Source organism: Mycobacterium sp. VKM Ac-1816D, assembly GCF_000416385.1.
Lineage (GTDB): Bacteria > Actinomycetota > Actinomycetes > Mycobacteriales > Mycobacteriaceae > Mycobacterium > Mycobacterium neoaurum_A.
On sequence record NZ_AOHQ01000144.1, the window covers coordinates 339887 to 356036 of the forward strand.

At 65.5% G+C, this 16150-nt stretch carries 15 protein-coding genes and 2 tRNA genes; 8 read left to right on the forward strand and 9 right to left on the reverse strand.

What is annotated here, in order from left to right; all coding sequences use genetic code 11:
• Positions 1–20 precede the first annotated feature (20 nt).
• Positions 21–638, forward strand: a complete 618-nt coding sequence (locus tag G154_RS23455; RefSeq protein WP_019513566.1) for a hypothetical protein — start codon at positions 21–23, stop codon at positions 636–638.
• 34 nt (positions 639–672) lie between these two features.
• Here the strand turns inward: G154_RS23455 and ahpD are convergent, their stop codons facing one another.
• From ahpD to G154_RS23470, 3 genes are all read right to left on the reverse strand, one after another.
• On the reverse strand, positions 673–1209 hold the full coding sequence (gene ahpD / locus G154_RS23460) for an alkyl hydroperoxide reductase AhpD (RefSeq protein WP_019513565.1): 537 nt from the start codon (positions 1207–1209) through the stop codon (positions 673–675).
• Positions 1210–1211: 2 nt separating this feature from the next.
• Entirely contained in the window at positions 1212–1799 is a 588-nt protein-coding gene (locus G154_RS23465) for a peroxiredoxin (RefSeq protein WP_019513564.1), read from the reverse strand.
• Between the two features lie 140 nt (positions 1800–1939).
• A complete protein-coding gene (locus G154_RS23470; protein ID WP_023985560.1) occupies positions 1940–3133 on the reverse strand; it encodes an MFS transporter in 1194 nt (397 codons plus the stop codon).
• A 117-nt stretch (positions 3134–3250) separates the two neighbouring features.
• Here G154_RS23470 and G154_RS23475 point away from each other — a divergent pair, with 117 nt between their 5' ends.
• The 4 genes from G154_RS23475 to G154_RS23490 all read left to right on the forward strand — a co-directional run bounded on the left by G154_RS23475 (position 3251) and on the right by G154_RS23490 (position 5817).
• On the forward strand, positions 3251–4033 hold the full coding sequence (locus tag G154_RS23475; protein ID WP_023985561.1) for a fumarylacetoacetate hydrolase family protein: 783 nt from the start codon (positions 3251–3253) through the stop codon (positions 4031–4033).
• Between the two features lie 3 nt (positions 4034–4036).
• Entirely contained in the window at positions 4037–5494 is a 1458-nt protein-coding gene (gene gltX / locus G154_RS23480; protein WP_019513561.1) for a glutamate--tRNA ligase, read from the forward strand.
• 115 nt (positions 5495–5609) lie between these two features.
• Positions 5610–5681: transfer RNA gene (locus G154_RS23485), tRNA-Gln, on the forward strand.
• 63 nt (positions 5682–5744) lie between these two features.
• Positions 5745–5817, forward strand: a tRNA-Glu gene (locus G154_RS23490).
• A gap of 82 nt (positions 5818–5899) precedes the next feature.
• On the opposite strand, the gene G154_RS23495 is transcribed toward G154_RS23490, so the two are convergent.
• From G154_RS23495 to G154_RS23505, 3 genes are all read right to left on the reverse strand, one after another.
• A complete protein-coding gene (locus tag G154_RS23495; protein ID WP_019513560.1) occupies positions 5900–7105 on the reverse strand; it encodes a DUF1501 domain-containing protein in 1206 nt (401 codons plus the stop codon).
• A gap of 21 nt (positions 7106–7126) precedes the next feature.
• The gene (locus tag G154_RS23500) at positions 7127–8395 is read right to left on the reverse strand and encodes a DUF1800 domain-containing protein (RefSeq protein ID WP_019513559.1); all 1269 of its coding nucleotides are present in this window, start codon (positions 8393–8395) and stop codon (positions 7127–7129) included.
• A gap of 105 nt (positions 8396–8500) precedes the next feature.
• Positions 8501–9202, reverse strand: coding sequence for an IclR family transcriptional regulator (locus G154_RS23505; protein ID WP_023985563.1), 702 nt, complete (start codon positions 9200–9202; stop codon positions 8501–8503).
• A gap of 76 nt (positions 9203–9278) precedes the next feature.
• Between G154_RS23505 and leuC the strand changes: the two genes are divergently transcribed.
• The 3 genes from leuC (at position 9279) to G154_RS23520 (ending at position 12208) form a co-directional block, all read left to right on the forward strand.
• Positions 9279–10736, forward strand: coding sequence for a 3-isopropylmalate dehydratase large subunit (gene leuC / locus G154_RS23510; protein ID WP_019513557.1), 1458 nt, complete (start codon positions 9279–9281; stop codon positions 10734–10736).
• Positions 10737–10748: 12 nt separating this feature from the next.
• Positions 10749–11342, forward strand: a complete 594-nt coding sequence (gene leuD, locus G154_RS23515; RefSeq protein ID WP_019513556.1) for a 3-isopropylmalate dehydratase small subunit — start codon at positions 10749–10751, stop codon at positions 11340–11342.
• A 203-nt stretch (positions 11343–11545) separates the two neighbouring features.
• A complete protein-coding gene (locus G154_RS23520; RefSeq protein ID WP_019513555.1) occupies positions 11546–12208 on the forward strand; it encodes an HU family DNA-binding protein in 663 nt (220 codons plus the stop codon).
• 72 nt (positions 12209–12280) lie between these two features.
• On the opposite strand, the gene G154_RS23525 is transcribed toward G154_RS23520, so the two are convergent.
• The 3 genes from G154_RS23525 to cofC are packed head-to-tail and all read right to left on the reverse strand — an operon-like array spanning position 12281 to position 16103.
• Positions 12281–13195, reverse strand: a complete 915-nt coding sequence (locus G154_RS23525; protein ID WP_019513554.1) for an NUDIX hydrolase — start codon at positions 13193–13195, stop codon at positions 12281–12283.
• Between the two features lie 38 nt (positions 13196–13233).
• Positions 13234–15399 (reverse strand): RNA degradosome polyphosphate kinase, encoded by a 2166-nt coding sequence (locus G154_RS23530; RefSeq protein ID WP_019513553.1) that lies wholly within the window; start codon positions 15397–15399, stop codon positions 13234–13236.
• 44 nt (positions 15400–15443) lie between these two features.
• Complete coding sequence (gene cofC / locus G154_RS23535; RefSeq protein WP_019513552.1) at positions 15444–16103, reverse strand: 2-phospho-L-lactate guanylyltransferase; 660 nt, start codon at positions 16101–16103, stop codon at positions 15444–15446.
• Between the last annotated feature and the right edge of the window lie 47 nt (positions 16104–16150).

The following is a 16150-nucleotide window of genomic DNA, read 5'->3' on the forward strand; positions in this document are numbered from 1 at the left end:
CGCGCCGAAAGGCAGTCCGGGTGGCCGGTTTTGCGACACTGCGCCGACAGTGCCGGCTGTTCGCGATCGGTTCGACGTTCTTCGCCGTGGCCACCATGCCCGGTTTTGCGACGATGGCGGGTGCCGGCGCGTCGAATGTGCTGTGTTTCGTCGGATCCTGGTTCTTCACGACGGCGGCCTGGATGCAGCTGCGCCTGTCCGACCGCGGGATCGGATGGTGGTCGGCGGCCATCCAGTTCATCGGGACCGTGCTGTTCAACCTCAGCACCGGGGCGGCGGTCTCGGTGCACACCATCCACGCCGAACGACACGATGTCTGGGTTCCGGATGCCGCCGGGTCGGCGGCCTTCCTGATCAGTGGGATCCTGGCGGTCCTCACGGTTGGCTGGTGGGCCCCGAAATCCGTCGACTGGCAGGTGGGTTGGATCAATCTGCTCGGCTGTGTCGCGTTCGGTATATCGGCCGCGGGGGCATTCGTGACGACGGCCGGGGTGACCGCCGACGCCTGGCTTGCCAACCTGGGCACCTTCGTCGGCGCGCTGTGCTTTCTCACCGCGGCGTTGTTGCCGCCCCAAGCCCGGCGAGCCGGGGGTACCTCCCGCTCGCGGGGCAGCGCCAACCCCCCCTTTTCTGGCTGAGAAGGGGGAGTTGGCGTTTGTTCGGGAAAACTGCCTACGAAACGCCGGCCAGTGTGTCGGCCGTCGAGAGTGCCTGGGCGACACCGGAGACGATCGAGGCCAACCGGATGGCTTCGAAGATGGCGGTGCGCTCGACACCTGCGTCGCGCAGCACGGTCTCATGCGCCGACAGGCAGTGGCCACAGCCGTTGATCGCCGATACCGCCAGCGACCACAGCTCGAAATCTTCCTTGGCCACACCGGGGTTGGCGATGATGTTCATCCGCAGGCCGGCGCGGAGATCATCGTAGCGACCGTCGAGTTGGCCCTTGGTGCGGTAGAAGACGTTGTTCATCCCCATCACCGCGGCCGCACCGAGCGCGGCGTTGTAGGCCTCACCGGACAGGACGTCGAGGGCGTCCTCGGCTATCTCGCGGAGCAGACGCTGCGACTTGGTCGCCGCCGCGGTGGCCACGAACGCACCCCAGAGCTGCTGCTCGGTGAGCTCGGTGGTGCGGGCGATACTGCCCAGGTTGAGCTTGAGATCCTTGGCGTATTCGGGGAGTGCTTCCTTGATGTTGTCCAGGCTCATGCTCAGACCGCCTCTGCCAGCAGTTCGCCGGCATCGATCGTCGGGTCACCCTTGCGCCAGTTGCAAGCGCACAGCTCGTCGGACTGCAGGGCATCGAGCACTCGAAGTACCTCGTCGACGTTGCGCCCCACCGAACCCGCGGTTACCGACACGAACTGGATCTCGTTGTTGGGATCGACGATGAACGTGGCCCGGTCGGCCACCCCGTCAGCGTTGAGCACGCCGGTGGCCGTGGCCAGTTCACGCTTGAGGTCCGAAACCATCGGGAATGGAAGCTTCTTGAGCTCGTCGTGCTGAGCGCGCCACTGGAAATGGACGAACTCGTTGTCGACCGAGACGCCGAGCACCTTGGCGTCGCGGTCCTCGAACTCGTCGTTGAGCTTGCCGAAGGCGGCAATCTCGGTCGGGCAGACGAAGGTGAAGTCCTTGGGCCAGAAGAACACGATTCGCCACTTACCCTCGTGGTCGGCGCTGGTGACCCGAGTGAAGTAATCGTCGGGCTGCTTGGCATCCACCTTGCTCAGGTCGCCGCCGATGACCGCGGTCAGGTCGTATGCGGGGAATTGGTCGCCGATTGTCAGCAAGGGCATCGAACACTCCTTTATCTGGAATAATTCCAATGTGCATGACCATTGTGTCCCGTGGCGACACGGCACGACAAGTCCGGCGCGGGTGATGGTCGACACAGCCCGTTGGGCCGAGGCAGCGCCCAAAGTTCTTCGGATTTGTGCTATTTCGCGGCGGCGGGATCGTCGGTGGTGGCGGGCACCAAGGGATAGGCGGCCACGGGGAACAACGCGCAGACGGCGAACGCCAGCGGAAAACCGGCCACCGATATCAACGCGCCGAACAGTGGGGAAGCCACTGCCGTGGCCAGGTGCTGGCTGGTGTTCTGGGTGCCCAGGGCGCGCCCACTCCAGAACGGGCCGGCGATCTCGGCGATGGCGGTGAACGCCAATCCGTTATCGGACACCGTCACCAGTGAGGCGAACACCATCAACGCAACACTCAGCGGCGAACCCAGCGCGTCGGTCAGTGCCAGCAGTGCCATGGTGGCCGACGCGGCGGCGGCGATGTAGCGGATCGGCCGGAGCCGGGACCCGATGACGTCCGACCACCTGCCCGCCGCGATGCGCCCACCCGCGCCGAGCACCTGGGCCACGGTCACCAGGGCACCCGCCGAACCGGCCGACCAGTCGCGGTCGGTCATCAGCCAGACGAGCATGAACGTCCACACGAAACCCTGTGGAATGACCAGCAATACCGATACCGCGTGGATCCGCACCAACACCGACGATTTCCGGTAGGGGTTGGCCAGATGCTCCGGCGGCGCATCCGACCGGGGTGGGCGGGGTGGGTCGAGTACGCCGACCGCGCAGATCAGCGCGGACACGACGCACACCACGGCGGGGAACAACAGTGCCGTCGACACCCCGTGGCTTTCGGCGATGCGCGGAATGACCAGGGCGCCCAGTCCGACGCCCAGTGGCGTCGCGGTCTGCCGGATACCCATGGCCAACCCGCGCTGCTCGGGCGGGAACCAGCCGACCACCACACGACCGCTCGCGGAGTTACTGCTCGCGGCGGCCATTCCGCCGAGCAGGAGAAATGCGCCCATGGCCCACAGCGAATCTGACGAAGCCGCGCAGAACGCGAACGTCGCCGTGAGTGCCGAACCGATCGTCAGCACTATTCGTTCGCCGATTTTGTCGACCAACCAGCCCCAGGCGATCAGGGTCAACACCAGCCCGAAGCTGGGCATCGCGGACAGCAGGCCGGCGGAGGCGAGGTCGAGGCCGCGTTGGTCGTGCAGCGTGGGAATCAGGAACGCCACGCCGTTGATGAACACATTGGCGAACGTGGTGGCCAGCAGTGCGATCACCAGCATCGACCATCGGCGGGCGGTGCTGATCGTCGTGGCCATGGCGATCATGCTGCCACGCGGATCCCATTATGTTGAACTTGGTTCTCATTATTTGAGACTCAAGATATGGGCCGTCCCCACTGGATCGGCATCGGGGCCGCTCATTAGGCTGGATGTATGCGTCTAGGTCGAATTGCCAGTCCGGATGGGGTTGCCTTCGTGGTCATCGAAGGCGACTCGACTCACAGTGCGGTGTGCCGAGAGGTCGCCGAGCAGTACCTCTCCCGCAATCCGACCTTCACCGGGCGTAGCTGGCCGCTGGCCGATGTCCGTCTGTTGGCGCCGATCCTCGCCTCGAAAGTGGTCTGCATGGGCAAGAACTACGCCGCCCACGCCCGCGAGATGGGTGGCGAGGCGCCCGAGGATCCGGTGATCTTCCTCAAGCCCAACACGGCCATCATCGGTCCCAATGTGGCGATCCAGCTGCCCGCCGACGCGCATCCGGTTCACCATGAGGGTGAGCTGGTCATCGTGATCGAACGACCGTGTAAGGATGTCCCTGCCGCCAAGGCCGCCGATTACATCCTCGGCTACACCATCGCCAACGATGTGTCCGCTCGCGATCAGCAGAAGAAGGACGGCCAGTGGATGCGGGCCAAGGGGCACGACACCTTCTGTCCGGTCGGACCGTGGATCGAAACCGATGTCGACCCCTCCGGCCTGGACATCCGGACCGAGGTCAACGGCACTGTGCGGCAGGGCAGCAATACCGCGCTGCTGCTGCATGATGTCGGCGCCATCGTCGAGTGGGTCTCTGCGGTGATGACGCTGCTGCCCGGTGACCTGATCCTGACCGGCACCCCCGAGGGGGTCGGGCCGATCGAAGACGGCGACACCGTCAGCATCACCGTCGAGGGCATCGGCACCTTGACCAATCCCGTTGTGCGAAAAGGAAAGTAGCTAATGAGCCATCCCGTCCGGGTGCGTTTCTGTCCGTCACCGACCGGTACCCCGCACGTCGGGTTGGTCCGGACCGCGCTGTTCAACTGGGCCTACGCCCGTCACACCGGCGGCACATTCGTCTTCCGCATCGAGGACACCGACGCCGCGCGCGACAGCCAGGAGAGCTACGAGGCCATCCTGGACGCGCTGCGCTGGCTCGGTATGGACTGGGACGAAGGTCCCGAGGTGGGCGGACCGTACGGGCCGTATCGGCAATCGGAGCGGTCGGAGATCTACCGCGAGGTGATCGCCAAACTGCTCGACGCCGGCGAGGTGTATCCGGCCTACTCGACTCCCGAGGAGGTGGAGGCCCGTCACCTGGCTGCAGGCCGTAATCCCAAGCTCGGCTACGACAATCATGATCGCGACCTCACCGACGCCCAGCGAGCCGAGTTCGAGGCGCAGGGCCGCAAGCCGGTACTTCGCCTGCGGATGCCAGATGCCGATCTGTCCTGGACCGACCTGGTGCGCGGCGAGACCACCTTCGCCGCCGGCGTGGTTCCCGATTTCGCCATCACGCGTGCCAGCGGGGATCCGTTGTACACGTTGGTCAACCCGGTCGACGACGCCCTGATGAAGGTCACCCACGTGCTGCGGGGGGAGGACCTGCTGCCGTCCACGCCGCGCCAGTTGGCGCTCTACCAGGCGCTGATCCGGGTCGGGGTAGCGGATTTCATACCCGAGTTCGCGCACCTGCCAAGTGTTCTCGGCGAGGGCAACAAGAAGCTGTCCAAGCGCGATCCGCAGTCCAACCTGTTTCTGCACCGCGATCGCGGGTTCATCCCCGAGGGTCTGCTGAACTATCTTGCCCTGCTGGGCTGGGGCATTGCCGACGATCACGATCTGTTCAGCCTCGACGAGATGGTCGCCGCGTTCGACGTGGTGAACGTCAACTCCAATCCGGCGAGGTTCGACCAGAAGAAGGCCGATGCGATCAACGCCGAGCACATCCGGCTGTTGGCGCCGGAGGATTTCACCGCTCGGCTGCGGGCATATCTCGGCGCCCACGGTCACGACACCGGTCTGACCGACGCCGCCTTCGCCGAGGCCGCCGCGTTGGTGCAAACCCGCATCGTGGTGCTCGGCGACGCCTGGGAGCTGTTGAAGTTCTTCGATGACGCGAGCTACGGCATCGACGAGAAGGCGGCGGCCAAGGAGCTCAAGCCCGAGGCGGCCGCGGTGCTGGACGCCGCGCTGACGGCTCTGGAGCCGCTGCCCGAATGGACGACCGCGGCCATCGAGCAGGCGCTCAAGGCATCGCTGCTGGAGGAATTGGAGCTCAAACCGCGGAAGGCCTTCGGTCCGCTGCGGGTGGCGATCACCGGAGCCACCGTCAGCCCGCCGCTGTTCGAGTCCATGGAACTGCTGGGTCGCGAGCGCAGCCTGGCGCGGTTGACTGCCGCGCGGGGTGGGGTGTGAAAGCGCTCCGAAATGTTTGGTAGTCTTCTCGTCGGCCCGATAACCGCCCTGGAGTGATCCTCACGAGTGGGAAACGGTCCGAAAGATGCCTTGACCTGCAGGGATAGGCATCAAATGGGGTATGGTGTAATTGGCAACACTAGGGATTCTGATTCCCTCATTCTAGGTTCGAGTCCTGGTACCCCAGCTGTCCGGGCGATTAGGTTGGCACAAGCTCCTGAGCTATGCTGACCGTCCGGAAGTTGTTCTAGCCCCCGTCGTCTAGCGGCCTAGGACGCCGCCCTCTCACGGCGGTAGCGTGGGTTCGAATCCCATCGGGGGTACAGATGAAGTCCCAGGAGAAATCCTGGGACTTCTTTGTTTCGCGGGTTTGAGGGTCCGCTGTGCGTGACAGCGTCGGTGCCCTCAGAGGAAGCCGATGCCCTTGCGTCCCGGACCCACGGAGGGTTCGGGATCGGCGCCGAGCGTCTTGTCGAGCAGTTCGTGATACACATCTCGAAAATCTGTGGTGGTCTTGAGGTCGCCGTCCTGGAGATCGGTCAGACTCGGCGCGTCACCGTAGAACCCGCCCCGTACCGGCTCACCGACGATCAGAACCGGTCCCGAGGTGCCGTGGTCGGTGCCCTGGGTGGCGTTCGCGGCGACGCGGCGGCCGAACTCCGAATAGATCATCGTCACCACCCGCCGGCCGTAGGCGCTGTTGCGCATCTGTTTGAGAAACGGCACCAGCGCATCGTTGAGGGCGGCCAGGAGGCGCTGCTGGTCGTTTCTCTCGTTGGCGTGCGTGTCGAATCCGCCGAGAGACACCATGTAGACCTTGGTGGGCACTCCGGCGCGCACGCACTGGGCAACCAGCTCGAGATCGTCGGCGAGCTGCCTGCCGAGATCGGTGGTGGCCGTGGCGGGTAGCGGACTGTCGGTGAAGCCGCGGAACGTCTCATCGGTGATCCGATAGGCCTGGTAGTCGGCGCGGACGGCGGCCATGGCCGCGGTGTCTGCGGCGTCGGACGCGCTCATTGCCTGCAGGACGCCGGATATGTCGGTCGGCATCGTCGGGATGGTGGGGGAAAGCCCTGCGGCGGTGCGGTTCTGACCGATCGCCATGGGTGGTAACACGGTGCCGATGTTGACCGCGCGCAGCGGATCGTCACCGGTGGTGTCCAGCCATCGCCCGATCCATCCGGTTGCGGTCGGGTCATCCGGCGATGCGGTCTGCCAGATGTCCATCGAGCGGAAGTGGCTGCGGTCCTGTTTCGGGTATCCGACGCCCCGGACGATGGCGAGGTTGTTGGCGTTCCATGACTCCGCGAGGCCGCCGAGCGCGGGGTTGAGCCCGACCACGCCGTCGAGATCGATCGCGGTGCTCGGTGCGAAGGCCAGATCGGGTCGTGCGTCGTAGTACGCGGCGTCGGTGTAGGGGATCACCGTGTTCAGTCCGTCGTTGCCGCCGTAGAGCGTCAGGATCACCAGGATCCCGGTATCGGCGGGCAACGGCGCAACCTGTGCGCGCTCGAACATCTGCGGAAGCGTGACAGCCGCACCCGCGGCCGCGGCCAGTCCGGCCGCGCCGGCACTGGCCAGGAGGAACTTACGCCTGTTGATATCGCCCACGGGTGATCCTTCCCAACTCCGCTAGACCGTCAGGTATTCGGGCGAGTTGACGGCCGCGACGACGAGTCGTTGCGGGTTGCCTGCCAGTGGCCGCAGCGCCGCGGCGGTGGTATCGGACCATGCGCCGATGCCGAGCAGATACCCGACGGCGTCGATGCGGTCCCCGGTGGGGGCATCCTGCACGGTGGAGTAGTCACCCAGCGGGACGAAACGATCGGCTGCCCAGACCCGTGCGGCCGCACTCGTATTGGACAACCACACCCGGCCCTGTGGCCACCCATCGACATCCGGTGGCGCGAACGGGCGTTGGCCCATCACCTTCAGAACGACATCGCAGGCGGTCAAGGTTTGCGGGCCGTCCAGCGGTACCGACAGCGAGCGCAGCATCCCGATCAACCATTCGACGGGGGTGACCACGGCGGTGCCCGCCGCATCGTCGAACTCGGGATCCGAGAAGATGGCCTTGGTCAACGCCTTGAGGTTCCGGCCGGGGCCGTAGGCGGCCATCAGTCGGTCGGATGCCGCGCGGCTCGGGTTGTCATCGGAGGCCAGCAGGCGCCACAGCTTCGATGTGACGAACCGGGCCGAGGCGGGATGGCGCAGCACGATATCGCAGAATTCGTTGTCCCCGAGGGCCCCGGTGGTTCCCAGGACGGTCTTGGCTCCGAAGTCGTGGTGTTCGCTGACGAGCACCGTGCCGTTCCCCGGGGTGTCGAAGCGACCCGTGAGCGCCCGGGATCCCTCGCGCACATCGCGTTCGGTGTAGCCGCTGTCGTGGCCGAGGGTGAACAGCTCCATGAATTCGCGGGAAAGGTTCTCGTTCGGGGCCTCTTTGGTGTTCCCCAGACCGTCCAGCCACCGCAACATTGCCGAGTCGGTCAGCATGGCGTAGGCGAGATCGCGGAAGTCGCCGAGCGCATGGGTGCGCAGCGTCTGATTCTGGGCGGCCATGAACTCGGCGGCGACCACCTTCTCCGCCGATGTGGCGAAGTGGTTGTGCCAGACGAAGGTGAGCTTCTCGTGCACTGGCTCGCGCACAGCGACCATCCGGCGGATCCACCAGCCGGACAGGTCCTGCATCTGGGTCAGCATGTTGCTGACAAAGGCGGCGGTTGCGGCTTCGCTGGCCGGTAGCGCCGGTGTGGAGTAGGAACCCATCGGCGTCGCCATCGCTCCCGGGTCGGCGGCCGGATCCGATCCGAGTATCTCGTCGAGATGCCGTGCCCGATCCTTGCCGACCACGGCGTCGACCGCACGCCCGGTGGTGCCGAAACCCGACCGCCGCAGCATTCGCGCGGCAGCCTGCCATTGCACTGATTGTGAACCCGTGGTCCAGACCTCCCCCGGCGCGGACTGCGCCAATGGGTAAACGATAAACGGACGGCGATGAGTTTGCTAGAGCCGGCGGGTGAGCGCCTCGGAGGCGGCAAGCAGGTCGGCCGCCCAGCGGGCGCCCGGTCGGCGGCCCATCCGGTCGATCGGACCAGAGACGGAGATGGCGGCGATCACGGCGCCGCGGCCGTCGCGCACCGGAGCGGATACGCTCGCGACGCCGGATTCGCGCTCGGCCGCGCTCTGCGCCCAGCCGCGTTTGCGGACCTCGGCCAAGGTTCGCTCGCTGAACTTGGCGGTGGGCAGGATCGCCTGTTGTGAGGCCGGATCGCTGTAGGCCAGCAAGACTTTGGCCCCGGAGCCGGCGGTCATCGGTAGCCGGGTTCCGACGGGGACCGTGTCGCGCAAGCCGACCGGCGGCTCAAGGGAGGCGACGCAGACCCGCGAATTGCCTTCTCTGCGGTACAGCTGCACGCTCTCTCCGGTCAGTTCGCGCAGTCGGGGTAGCACCGCGGCGCCGGCGGCCAGCAGTGGATCGTTGACCTGCCCGGCCAGTTCGGTCAGCGCGGGGCCCAGCCGCCAGCGTCCCTCGTTGTCCCGGGCCAGCAGCCGGTGCACTTCCAGGCCTGCGGCCAGTCGGTGCGCGGTGGCTCGCGGCAGTCCGGTTCGTTCACACAGTTCGGCCAGCCCGCAGGGGGACTCGGCCACGGTATGCAGCACTCCCACCGCTTTGTCGAGCACGCCGATACCGCTATCCTGTCTCACAGGGAGATACTAGCGTTCCGCATCGTGAGATTGCCAGCCCGTCACGGCGGTACGCCCGAGCCGAATAGAGATATCCATGGAGCAGACGCAGTCGAATTCGCGGCCTCGTACCCTGGCCGAGAAAGTGTGGGAAGACCACATCGTGGCCCGCGGTGCCGGTGAGGGTGCGGCCCAAGAGCCTGACCTGATCTACATCGACCTGCACCTCGTACACGAGGTGACCAGTCCGCAGGCCTTCGACGGTCTGCGACTGGCCGGACGGCCGGTGCGCAGGCCCGATCTGACCATCGCCACCGAGGATCACAACGTTCCGACGATGGATATCGACAAGCCGATCGCCGATCCGATTTCGCGGACCCAGGTGGAAACCCTGCGCCGGAACTGTGCGGAGTTCGGAATACGGTTGCACCCGATGGGCGATGCCGAGCAGGGCATCGTGCACATCATCGGCCCGCAGTTGGGCCTCACCCAGCCGGGCATGACGATCGTCTGCGGTGACAGTCACACCTCCACCCACGGCGCATTCGGTTCGATCGCGATGGGTATCGGCACCTCCGAGGTCGAACACGTCATGGCGACGCAGACTTTGGCACTCAAGCCGTTCAAGACGATGGCGGTCAACGTCGACGGCGAACTGCCCGCAGGCGTCAGCGCCAAGGACATCATCTTGGCGGTGATCGCCAAGATCGGCACCGGTGGCGGTCAGGGACACGTCATCGAATACCGGGGTAGCGCCATCGAATCGCTATCCATGGAGGGCCGGATGACGATCTGCAATATGAGTATCGAAGCGGGAGCGCGCGCCGGGATGGTGGCCCCGGACGACACCACCTTCGAGTTTTTGAAGGGACGGTCACACGCCCCGACCGGTGCGGACTGGGATGCCGCGGTGGCGTACTGGCGACAGTTGCGCACCGACGAGGGGGCCGAATTCGACACCGAGGTGTACCTGGACGCGAGTTCGTTGAGCCCGTTCGTCACCTGGGGCACCAACCCCGGGCAGGGCGTCCCGCTGTCCGCCGACGTCCCGGATCCCGAAATGATGCTCAGTGACGACGAGCGTCAGGCCGCGGAGAAAGCCTTGACCTATATGGACCTTCGGGCGGGTACCCCGATGCGGGACATCCCTGTCGACGCGGTGTTCGTCGGTTCGTGCACCAACGGCCGGATCGAAGACCTGCGGGTGGTCGCCGAAATCCTGGACGGCCGCACATTGGCCGACGGGGTGCGCATGCTCGTCGTCCCCGGTTCGATGCGCGTGCGCGAGCAGGCCGAATCCGAGGGCCTGGGTGAGATCTTCGTCGCAGCCGGTGCCGAATGGCGTCAGGCCGGCTGCTCGATGTGCCTGGGGATGAACCCGGACACGCTGGCCCCGGGGGAACGGTGTGCATCGACATCCAACCGCAATTTCGAGGGCAGGCAAGGCAAGGGTGGTCGCACCCATCTGGTCTCGCCCGCGGTGGCCGCGGCCACCGCGGTGCGTGGAACCCTGTCGTCGCCGGCCGATCTGGCCCCGATTTCCGCCAAGCGCTAGGAGTACCAGGACATGCAGGCATTCCAGACCCACACCGGCATCGGCGTCCCGCTGCGCCGTTCCAACGTGGACACCGACCAGATCATCCCGGCGGTCTATTTGAAGCGCGTCACCCGAACGGGTTTCGAGGACGGTTTGTTCGCCGCCTGGCGCAACGACCCGTCCTTCATCCTCAATCTGGCCCCATTCGACAAGGGTTCGGTCTTGGTCGCGGGTCCGGATTTCGGCACCGGGTCCTCCCGGGAGCATGCCGTCTGGGCGTTGATGGATTACGGGTTCCGGGTCGTCATCTCGCCCCGGTTTGCCGATATCTTCCGGGGCAACGCCGGAAAAGCGGGGCTGTTGGCGGCTCAGGTCTCTCAGGATGACGTCGAACTTCTGTGGAAGTTGATCGAGCAGAATCCGGGCCTGGAAATCACTGTGAATCTTCAAGATCGAACCATCGCCGCTGGAACGGTCATGGTGCCGTTCACTATTGATGACTACACCGCCTGGCGACTGCTGGAAGGTCTCGACGATATAGGCCTCACGCTGCGGAAACAGGATGAAATCGCGGCGTTCGAGCAGCGCCGGCCAAGCTTCAAACCCCGCACTCTGCCGGCCTGAATTCCAGGTTGCCGGGCCCTCAAATATGGCCCGGCAACCGCTTTCTCGAACGCCGGTACCACTACCCAAGTGGGCCAATCGGATTGCCGAATTTCTCTCAGCTACCGCTGAAACTGTGCGTGGCTCTTGGAAATATGCAGCAAATGGGTTTACCGTGTCCTCTAGTCGGTCCAAAGCGGACCACTGGACTTCGGAGGGTTTGCATGAACAAAGCAGAGCTCATCGACGCACTCACAACCAAGTTGGGCACCGATCGTCGACAGGCTACTGCCGCGGTTGAGAACATCGTCGACACCATCGTGCGTGCCGTGCACAAGGGCGAGAGCGTCACCATCACCGGTTTCGGTGTTTTCGAGCAGCGTCGTCGCGCTGCCCGTGTCGCTCGTAACCCGCGCACGGGTGAGACGGTGAAGGTCAAGCCGACGTCGGTTCCGGCCTTCCGTCCGGGTGCCCAGTTCAAGGCGGTTGTCTCTGGCGCGCAGCGTCTCCCGGCCGACGGCCCCGCCGTCAAGCGTGGTGTCGCGGCAGCTCCGGCCAAGCGTGGCGCCGCCAAGAAGGCCGCCCCGGCCAAGCGTGCCGCGGTCAAGAAGGCTGCACCGGCTGCCAAGAAGGCCGCTCCGGCCAAGAAGGCGGCTCCGGCCAAGAAGGCCACCGCCGTGAAGAAGGCGGCTCCGGCCAAGAAGGCCACCGCGGTCAAGAAGGCGGCTCCGGCCAAGAAGGCCACCGTCGCGAAGAAGGCTGCACCGGCTGCCAAGAAGGCCGCTCCGGCCAAGAAGGCTGCCCCGGCCAAGAAGGCCACCGCCGCGAAGGCTCCGGCCAAGAAGGCTCCGGCCAAGAAGGCTCCCGCGAAGCGCGGTCGCCGCTAAGTCGGAACTCAAGTACTGCAAAAGCACCCCAAACCAGATGGTTTGGGGTGCTTTTGCAGTGCGCGGTGAATCTCAGTCCAGGATGCCCAGCGGACTACCCAGATGGTCGGCTGCCACCGGCTTGCCTGCGACCGAGGACAACACCCACGTGCTGCCTTTACGGTTTCGCGACTTGTCCGGGCGCACGGCCCCACGGCCACACCACCAGCTGATCAAATCGGGTATCACCGCTCCCTGGGTGCAGATGACGGGAACCCCTCCGGCACCCGCGATATCGAGCAGACGGTGCCGAGCTGCCTTGCGATCGTCTGCGTAGGCCTCCTCGGTGAAGGTGGATTCCAGTTCGATCTCGACGCCCAACTCCTGAGCCAGCGGTTCGACCGTCTGGCTGCAGCGCACCCTCGGTGCGGCGTGCACCGCGGTGGCCCCGAATGCAAGCAGTTGCGCCACCAACGATTCCGCCTGCGCCCGGCCTTGCTTGTCCAGGGGGCGCTTGCGGTCGTCACCCTTGAACTTCGAGCGTGATCCCGCACGGCCATGCCGCACGATCAGCAACGTCTCGGTGTCGTGCTCGGCCTTGGTGAACCGGCGCAGCACTTTGCGATCGGCCGGGTACTGCAACCGTTCGAGGGCCGCCTTGGGCGGTAACCAGAGCAGCTCGTCGACTTCATCGGCGGCGCGGAACTCGCCGTCGACGGCCTCGGCTGCCCAGTACACGACCCGTTTGGTGGTGTCCTCGATCGGATAGGTGATCACCGACAGGCGTCGTCCGAGCCGCGCGGCGTAACCGGTTTCCTCGCTGAGCTCGCGTACCGCGGTGACGGGGTGAGTCTCACCGGGGTCGACCTTCCCCTTGGGCAGCGACCAATCGTCATAGCGCGGCCGATGTACCACCGCCACCTCGGTGTGCCCGGCTCGATCCCGCCACAACACCGCGCCCGCCGCGTGGATTGTCTTCTTCGTGCGGCGAGTCGGGGTGTCCGACACATCAACTCCTATACGTGGTCATCATCGGGGTTGGCTCGTCACGGCGCACGGTGTCTTGCCATGAGCTCCACCTGATGGTCGCGCACCTTCTGCCCGGGCAGCGGCAACGCGGTCCATCGCCCATCGGCTTGTAGCTCCCAGCACCGGGTTGCCGGATCCATGGTGGACTCGAGCATGTCGTCCAACTGAGCGGTCAACCGTGGATCCTTCACCTGTGCCATCACTTCCACACGACGGTCCAGATTACGATGCATCATGTCGGCACTGCCGATCCAGAACTCGTTGATGGCGCGGAAGTGAATAATTCGCGAGTGCTCCAGGAACCGGCCCAGAATCGACCGCACCACGATGTTCTCTGACAGGCCGGGCTGGCCGGGCCGCAGCGCGCAGATTCCGCGCACCACCACCTCGACCCTGACGCCGGCCTGTGAGGCGCGGTACAGGGCATCGATCACCTGCTCGTCGACCAGCGCGTTGGCCTTCAACCGGATTTGGCCCTGGCCGTTCTCCTGATGCGCTGCTGTCTCCTGCTCGATGCGCCCGATGATCCCCTTGCGCACACTGTGCGGTGCCACCAAGAGATTGCGGTAGGCAACCTTGCGGGAGTATCCGGTGAGCCAGTTGAACAGATCGGTCAGGTCCGCGCCGATATCGGGGGAGGCCGTCAGCAATCCCACATCCTCGTACAACCGTGCGGTTTTCGGGTTGTAGTTGCCGGTACCGATATGGCAGTAGCGGCGAATGGTCGAACCCTCCCGCCGCACCACAAGAGCCGTCTTGCAGTGGGTTTTCAATCCGATCAAGCCATAGACCACATGGACCCCTGCCTGTTCCAGTGCGCGGGCCCATTTGATGTTGGCCTGTTCGTCGAAGCGGGCCTTGATCTCCACCAGTGCGACGACCTGCTTGCCTGCCTCGGCCGCATCGATGAGGGCATTGACAATCGGTGAGTCGCCGGAGGTTCGGTAGAGCGTCTGTTTGATGGCCAACACATTCGGGTCGGCTGCGGCCTGTTCGATGAATCGTTGCACCGTGGTGGAGAACGAGTCGTAGGGATGGTGCACCATCACATCACCGTCGCGCAGCGTCGAGAAGATGCTCTTGGGAGTCTCGCGCTCACCGAAGGCCGCGGGGGTGGCGGGGACGAACGGGCGGTCCTTGAGGTCGGGACGGTCGACGCCGTAGATCTGCCACAGTGACGAAAGGTCCAGCAATCCCGGTACCTCGATCACGTCACCGGGATGCACGTCGAGCTCACGGAGCAACAGCTCGAGCATGTTCTCGGTCATATCGTCGGCGACCTCAAGGCGTACCGGCGAACCGAAGCGCCTGCGCGCCAGTTCACGTTCCAACGCCTGCAAGAGATCTTCGTCCCGATCTTCGGCGACCTCGAAATCGGCGTTGCGGGTGATTCGGAACGCGTGCTGCTCGACGATCTCCAAACCGGGGAACAGCACGGAGAGAAACGCGCCGATCAATTCCTCGAGGGGCAGGAACCGAATTGGCCCCTGCGCGCCGTCGGCATCGACGCTGCGCGGCAACTCGACGAAACGGTCGACGTTGTCGGGCACCTTGATTCGGGCGAAGTGCTGGGTACGGTCGTCGGGCTGGCGCACGGTGATCGCGAGATTGAGGCTCAGGCCACTGACGAAGGGGAACGGATGCGCCGGATCGACGGCGAGCGGGGTGAGGACCGGGAACACCTGCTCATGGAAGTAGGTGGACAGTGCGGCGTGCTCGTCCTCGCCAAGGTCTGCCCAGCTGACGATCACGATTCCCTTCTCGGCCAGTGCCGGTCGCACCGCCTCGAGAAAAACCTGGGCGTGCCTGCTGGAAATCTGCTGGGTGCGTTCCCCGATCCGGCGCAACTGCTCGCGCGGGGACAGGCCGTCGGCGGAGCGCACCGAGAGGCCCATCTCGTCACGACGTTTCAAGCCGGCGACTCGCACCATGTAGAACTCGTCGAGGTTCGACGAGAAGATGGCAAGGAACTTGGCACGTTCCAGCAGTGGCAGGGAATTGTCGGCGGCCAACGCCAGCACGCGGGCGTTGAAATCCAGCCAGCTCAGCTCGCGGTTGAGGTAGCGGTCTTCGGGCAGACTGTCGTCGATCGCCGCGGCCGACGCCGCCGGCGGGGCGTCGGGCGCCGAGTTGGGAGTTTCCGCGATCGTCCGATCGGCTGCTGATGTCTCGACTTCGGTCATTGTTCGATCATCGCCTATCGCCATCGCTCATTCCAGTGGTGCGGTCAGCTCTGACAGCCGGTGGGGCAGAACTGCCCGACGATCCGGCGGGTGGCCGGTCCGACGCCGAGCGTCAGCGCCGCCGTCAGATCGTCGGGTGTGTCGATATCGCACCGCAAACCCGGCCAGTCGCCGTGCAGTTCGTGGGCGCCCGAATCGGCATGGTGGCGCGTGGATTCGGTCCCGAAGCGGGGGTCGAGCGGGACGCCGAAGGCGAACAGTGCGGCGGTGCCGGTGCCATGCCGATCGCCGACGAAGCTCCGTCGGTGATGCCGCGCCAGCACCACCGCCTCGGATAGTTCGGAGGATCGCAGAGCGGGAAGATCGCCCTGGAGGACAACGATATTGGACGCCCCGATGGCGGCCTCGGCTGCGGCGAGGGCATTGTTCAGCGGATCGGGATGGTCGGCCGGGGTCGGGTCGGCCACCGCGGTCGCACCCAGCTCACGTGCGGCTGCGGCGGCCGCGGGGTCGGGGGTGACGACGGTGACGACACTCACCGCGGGCACCGCGGCGGCGGCATGCACGGTGTCGGTGAGCATCGCGAGCACCAACTGCTCGCGCGCATCGGCGGGCAGTACCGGGGCCAGGCGGCTCTTGGCCGCGGTCAATCGCTTCACCGCGATCACCACGGCGACCTGCGACCCCGCGCCGGCGACACTCATACCGCCATCCTGCCAGCTTCGGTTCAACGACTAGGGTTGAGTCGTGG

Bases quoted from the DNA above. Each gene is read 5' to 3' on its own strand.
- ahpD (WP_019513565.1), bottom strand. From the start codon at position 1,209: ATGAGCCTGGACAACATCAAGGAAGCACTCCCCGAATACGCCAAGGAT.
- G154_RS23465 (WP_019513564.1), bottom strand. From the start codon at position 1,799: ATGCCCTTGCTGACAATCGGCGACCAATTCCCCGCATACGACCTGACC.
- G154_RS23470 (WP_023985560.1), bottom strand. From the start codon at position 3,133: ATGGCCACGACGATCAGCACCGCCCGCCGATGGTCGATGCTGGTGATC.
- G154_RS23475 (WP_023985561.1), top strand. From the start codon at position 3,251: ATGCGTCTAGGTCGAATTGCCAGTCCGGATGGGGTTGCCTTCGTGGTC.
- gltX (WP_019513561.1), top strand. From the start codon at position 4,037: ATGAGCCATCCCGTCCGGGTGCGTTTCTGTCCGTCACCGACCGGTACC.
- G154_RS23500 (WP_019513559.1), bottom strand. From the start codon at position 8,395: ATGCTGCGGCGGTCGGGTTTCGGCACCACCGGGCGTGCGGTCGACGCC.
- leuC (WP_019513557.1), top strand. From the start codon at position 9,279: ATGGAGCAGACGCAGTCGAATTCGCGGCCTCGTACCCTGGCCGAGAAA.
- leuD (WP_019513556.1), top strand. From the start codon at position 10,749: ATGCAGGCATTCCAGACCCACACCGGCATCGGCGTCCCGCTGCGCCGT.
- G154_RS23520 (WP_019513555.1), top strand. From the start codon at position 11,546: ATGAACAAAGCAGAGCTCATCGACGCACTCACAACCAAGTTGGGCACC.
- G154_RS23530 (WP_019513553.1), bottom strand. From the start codon at position 15,399: ATGACCGAAGTCGAGACATCAGCAGCCGATCGGACGATCGCGGAAACT.
- cofC (WP_019513552.1), bottom strand. From the start codon at position 16,103: ATGAGTGTCGCCGGCGCGGGGTCGCAGGTCGCCGTGGTGATCGCGGTG.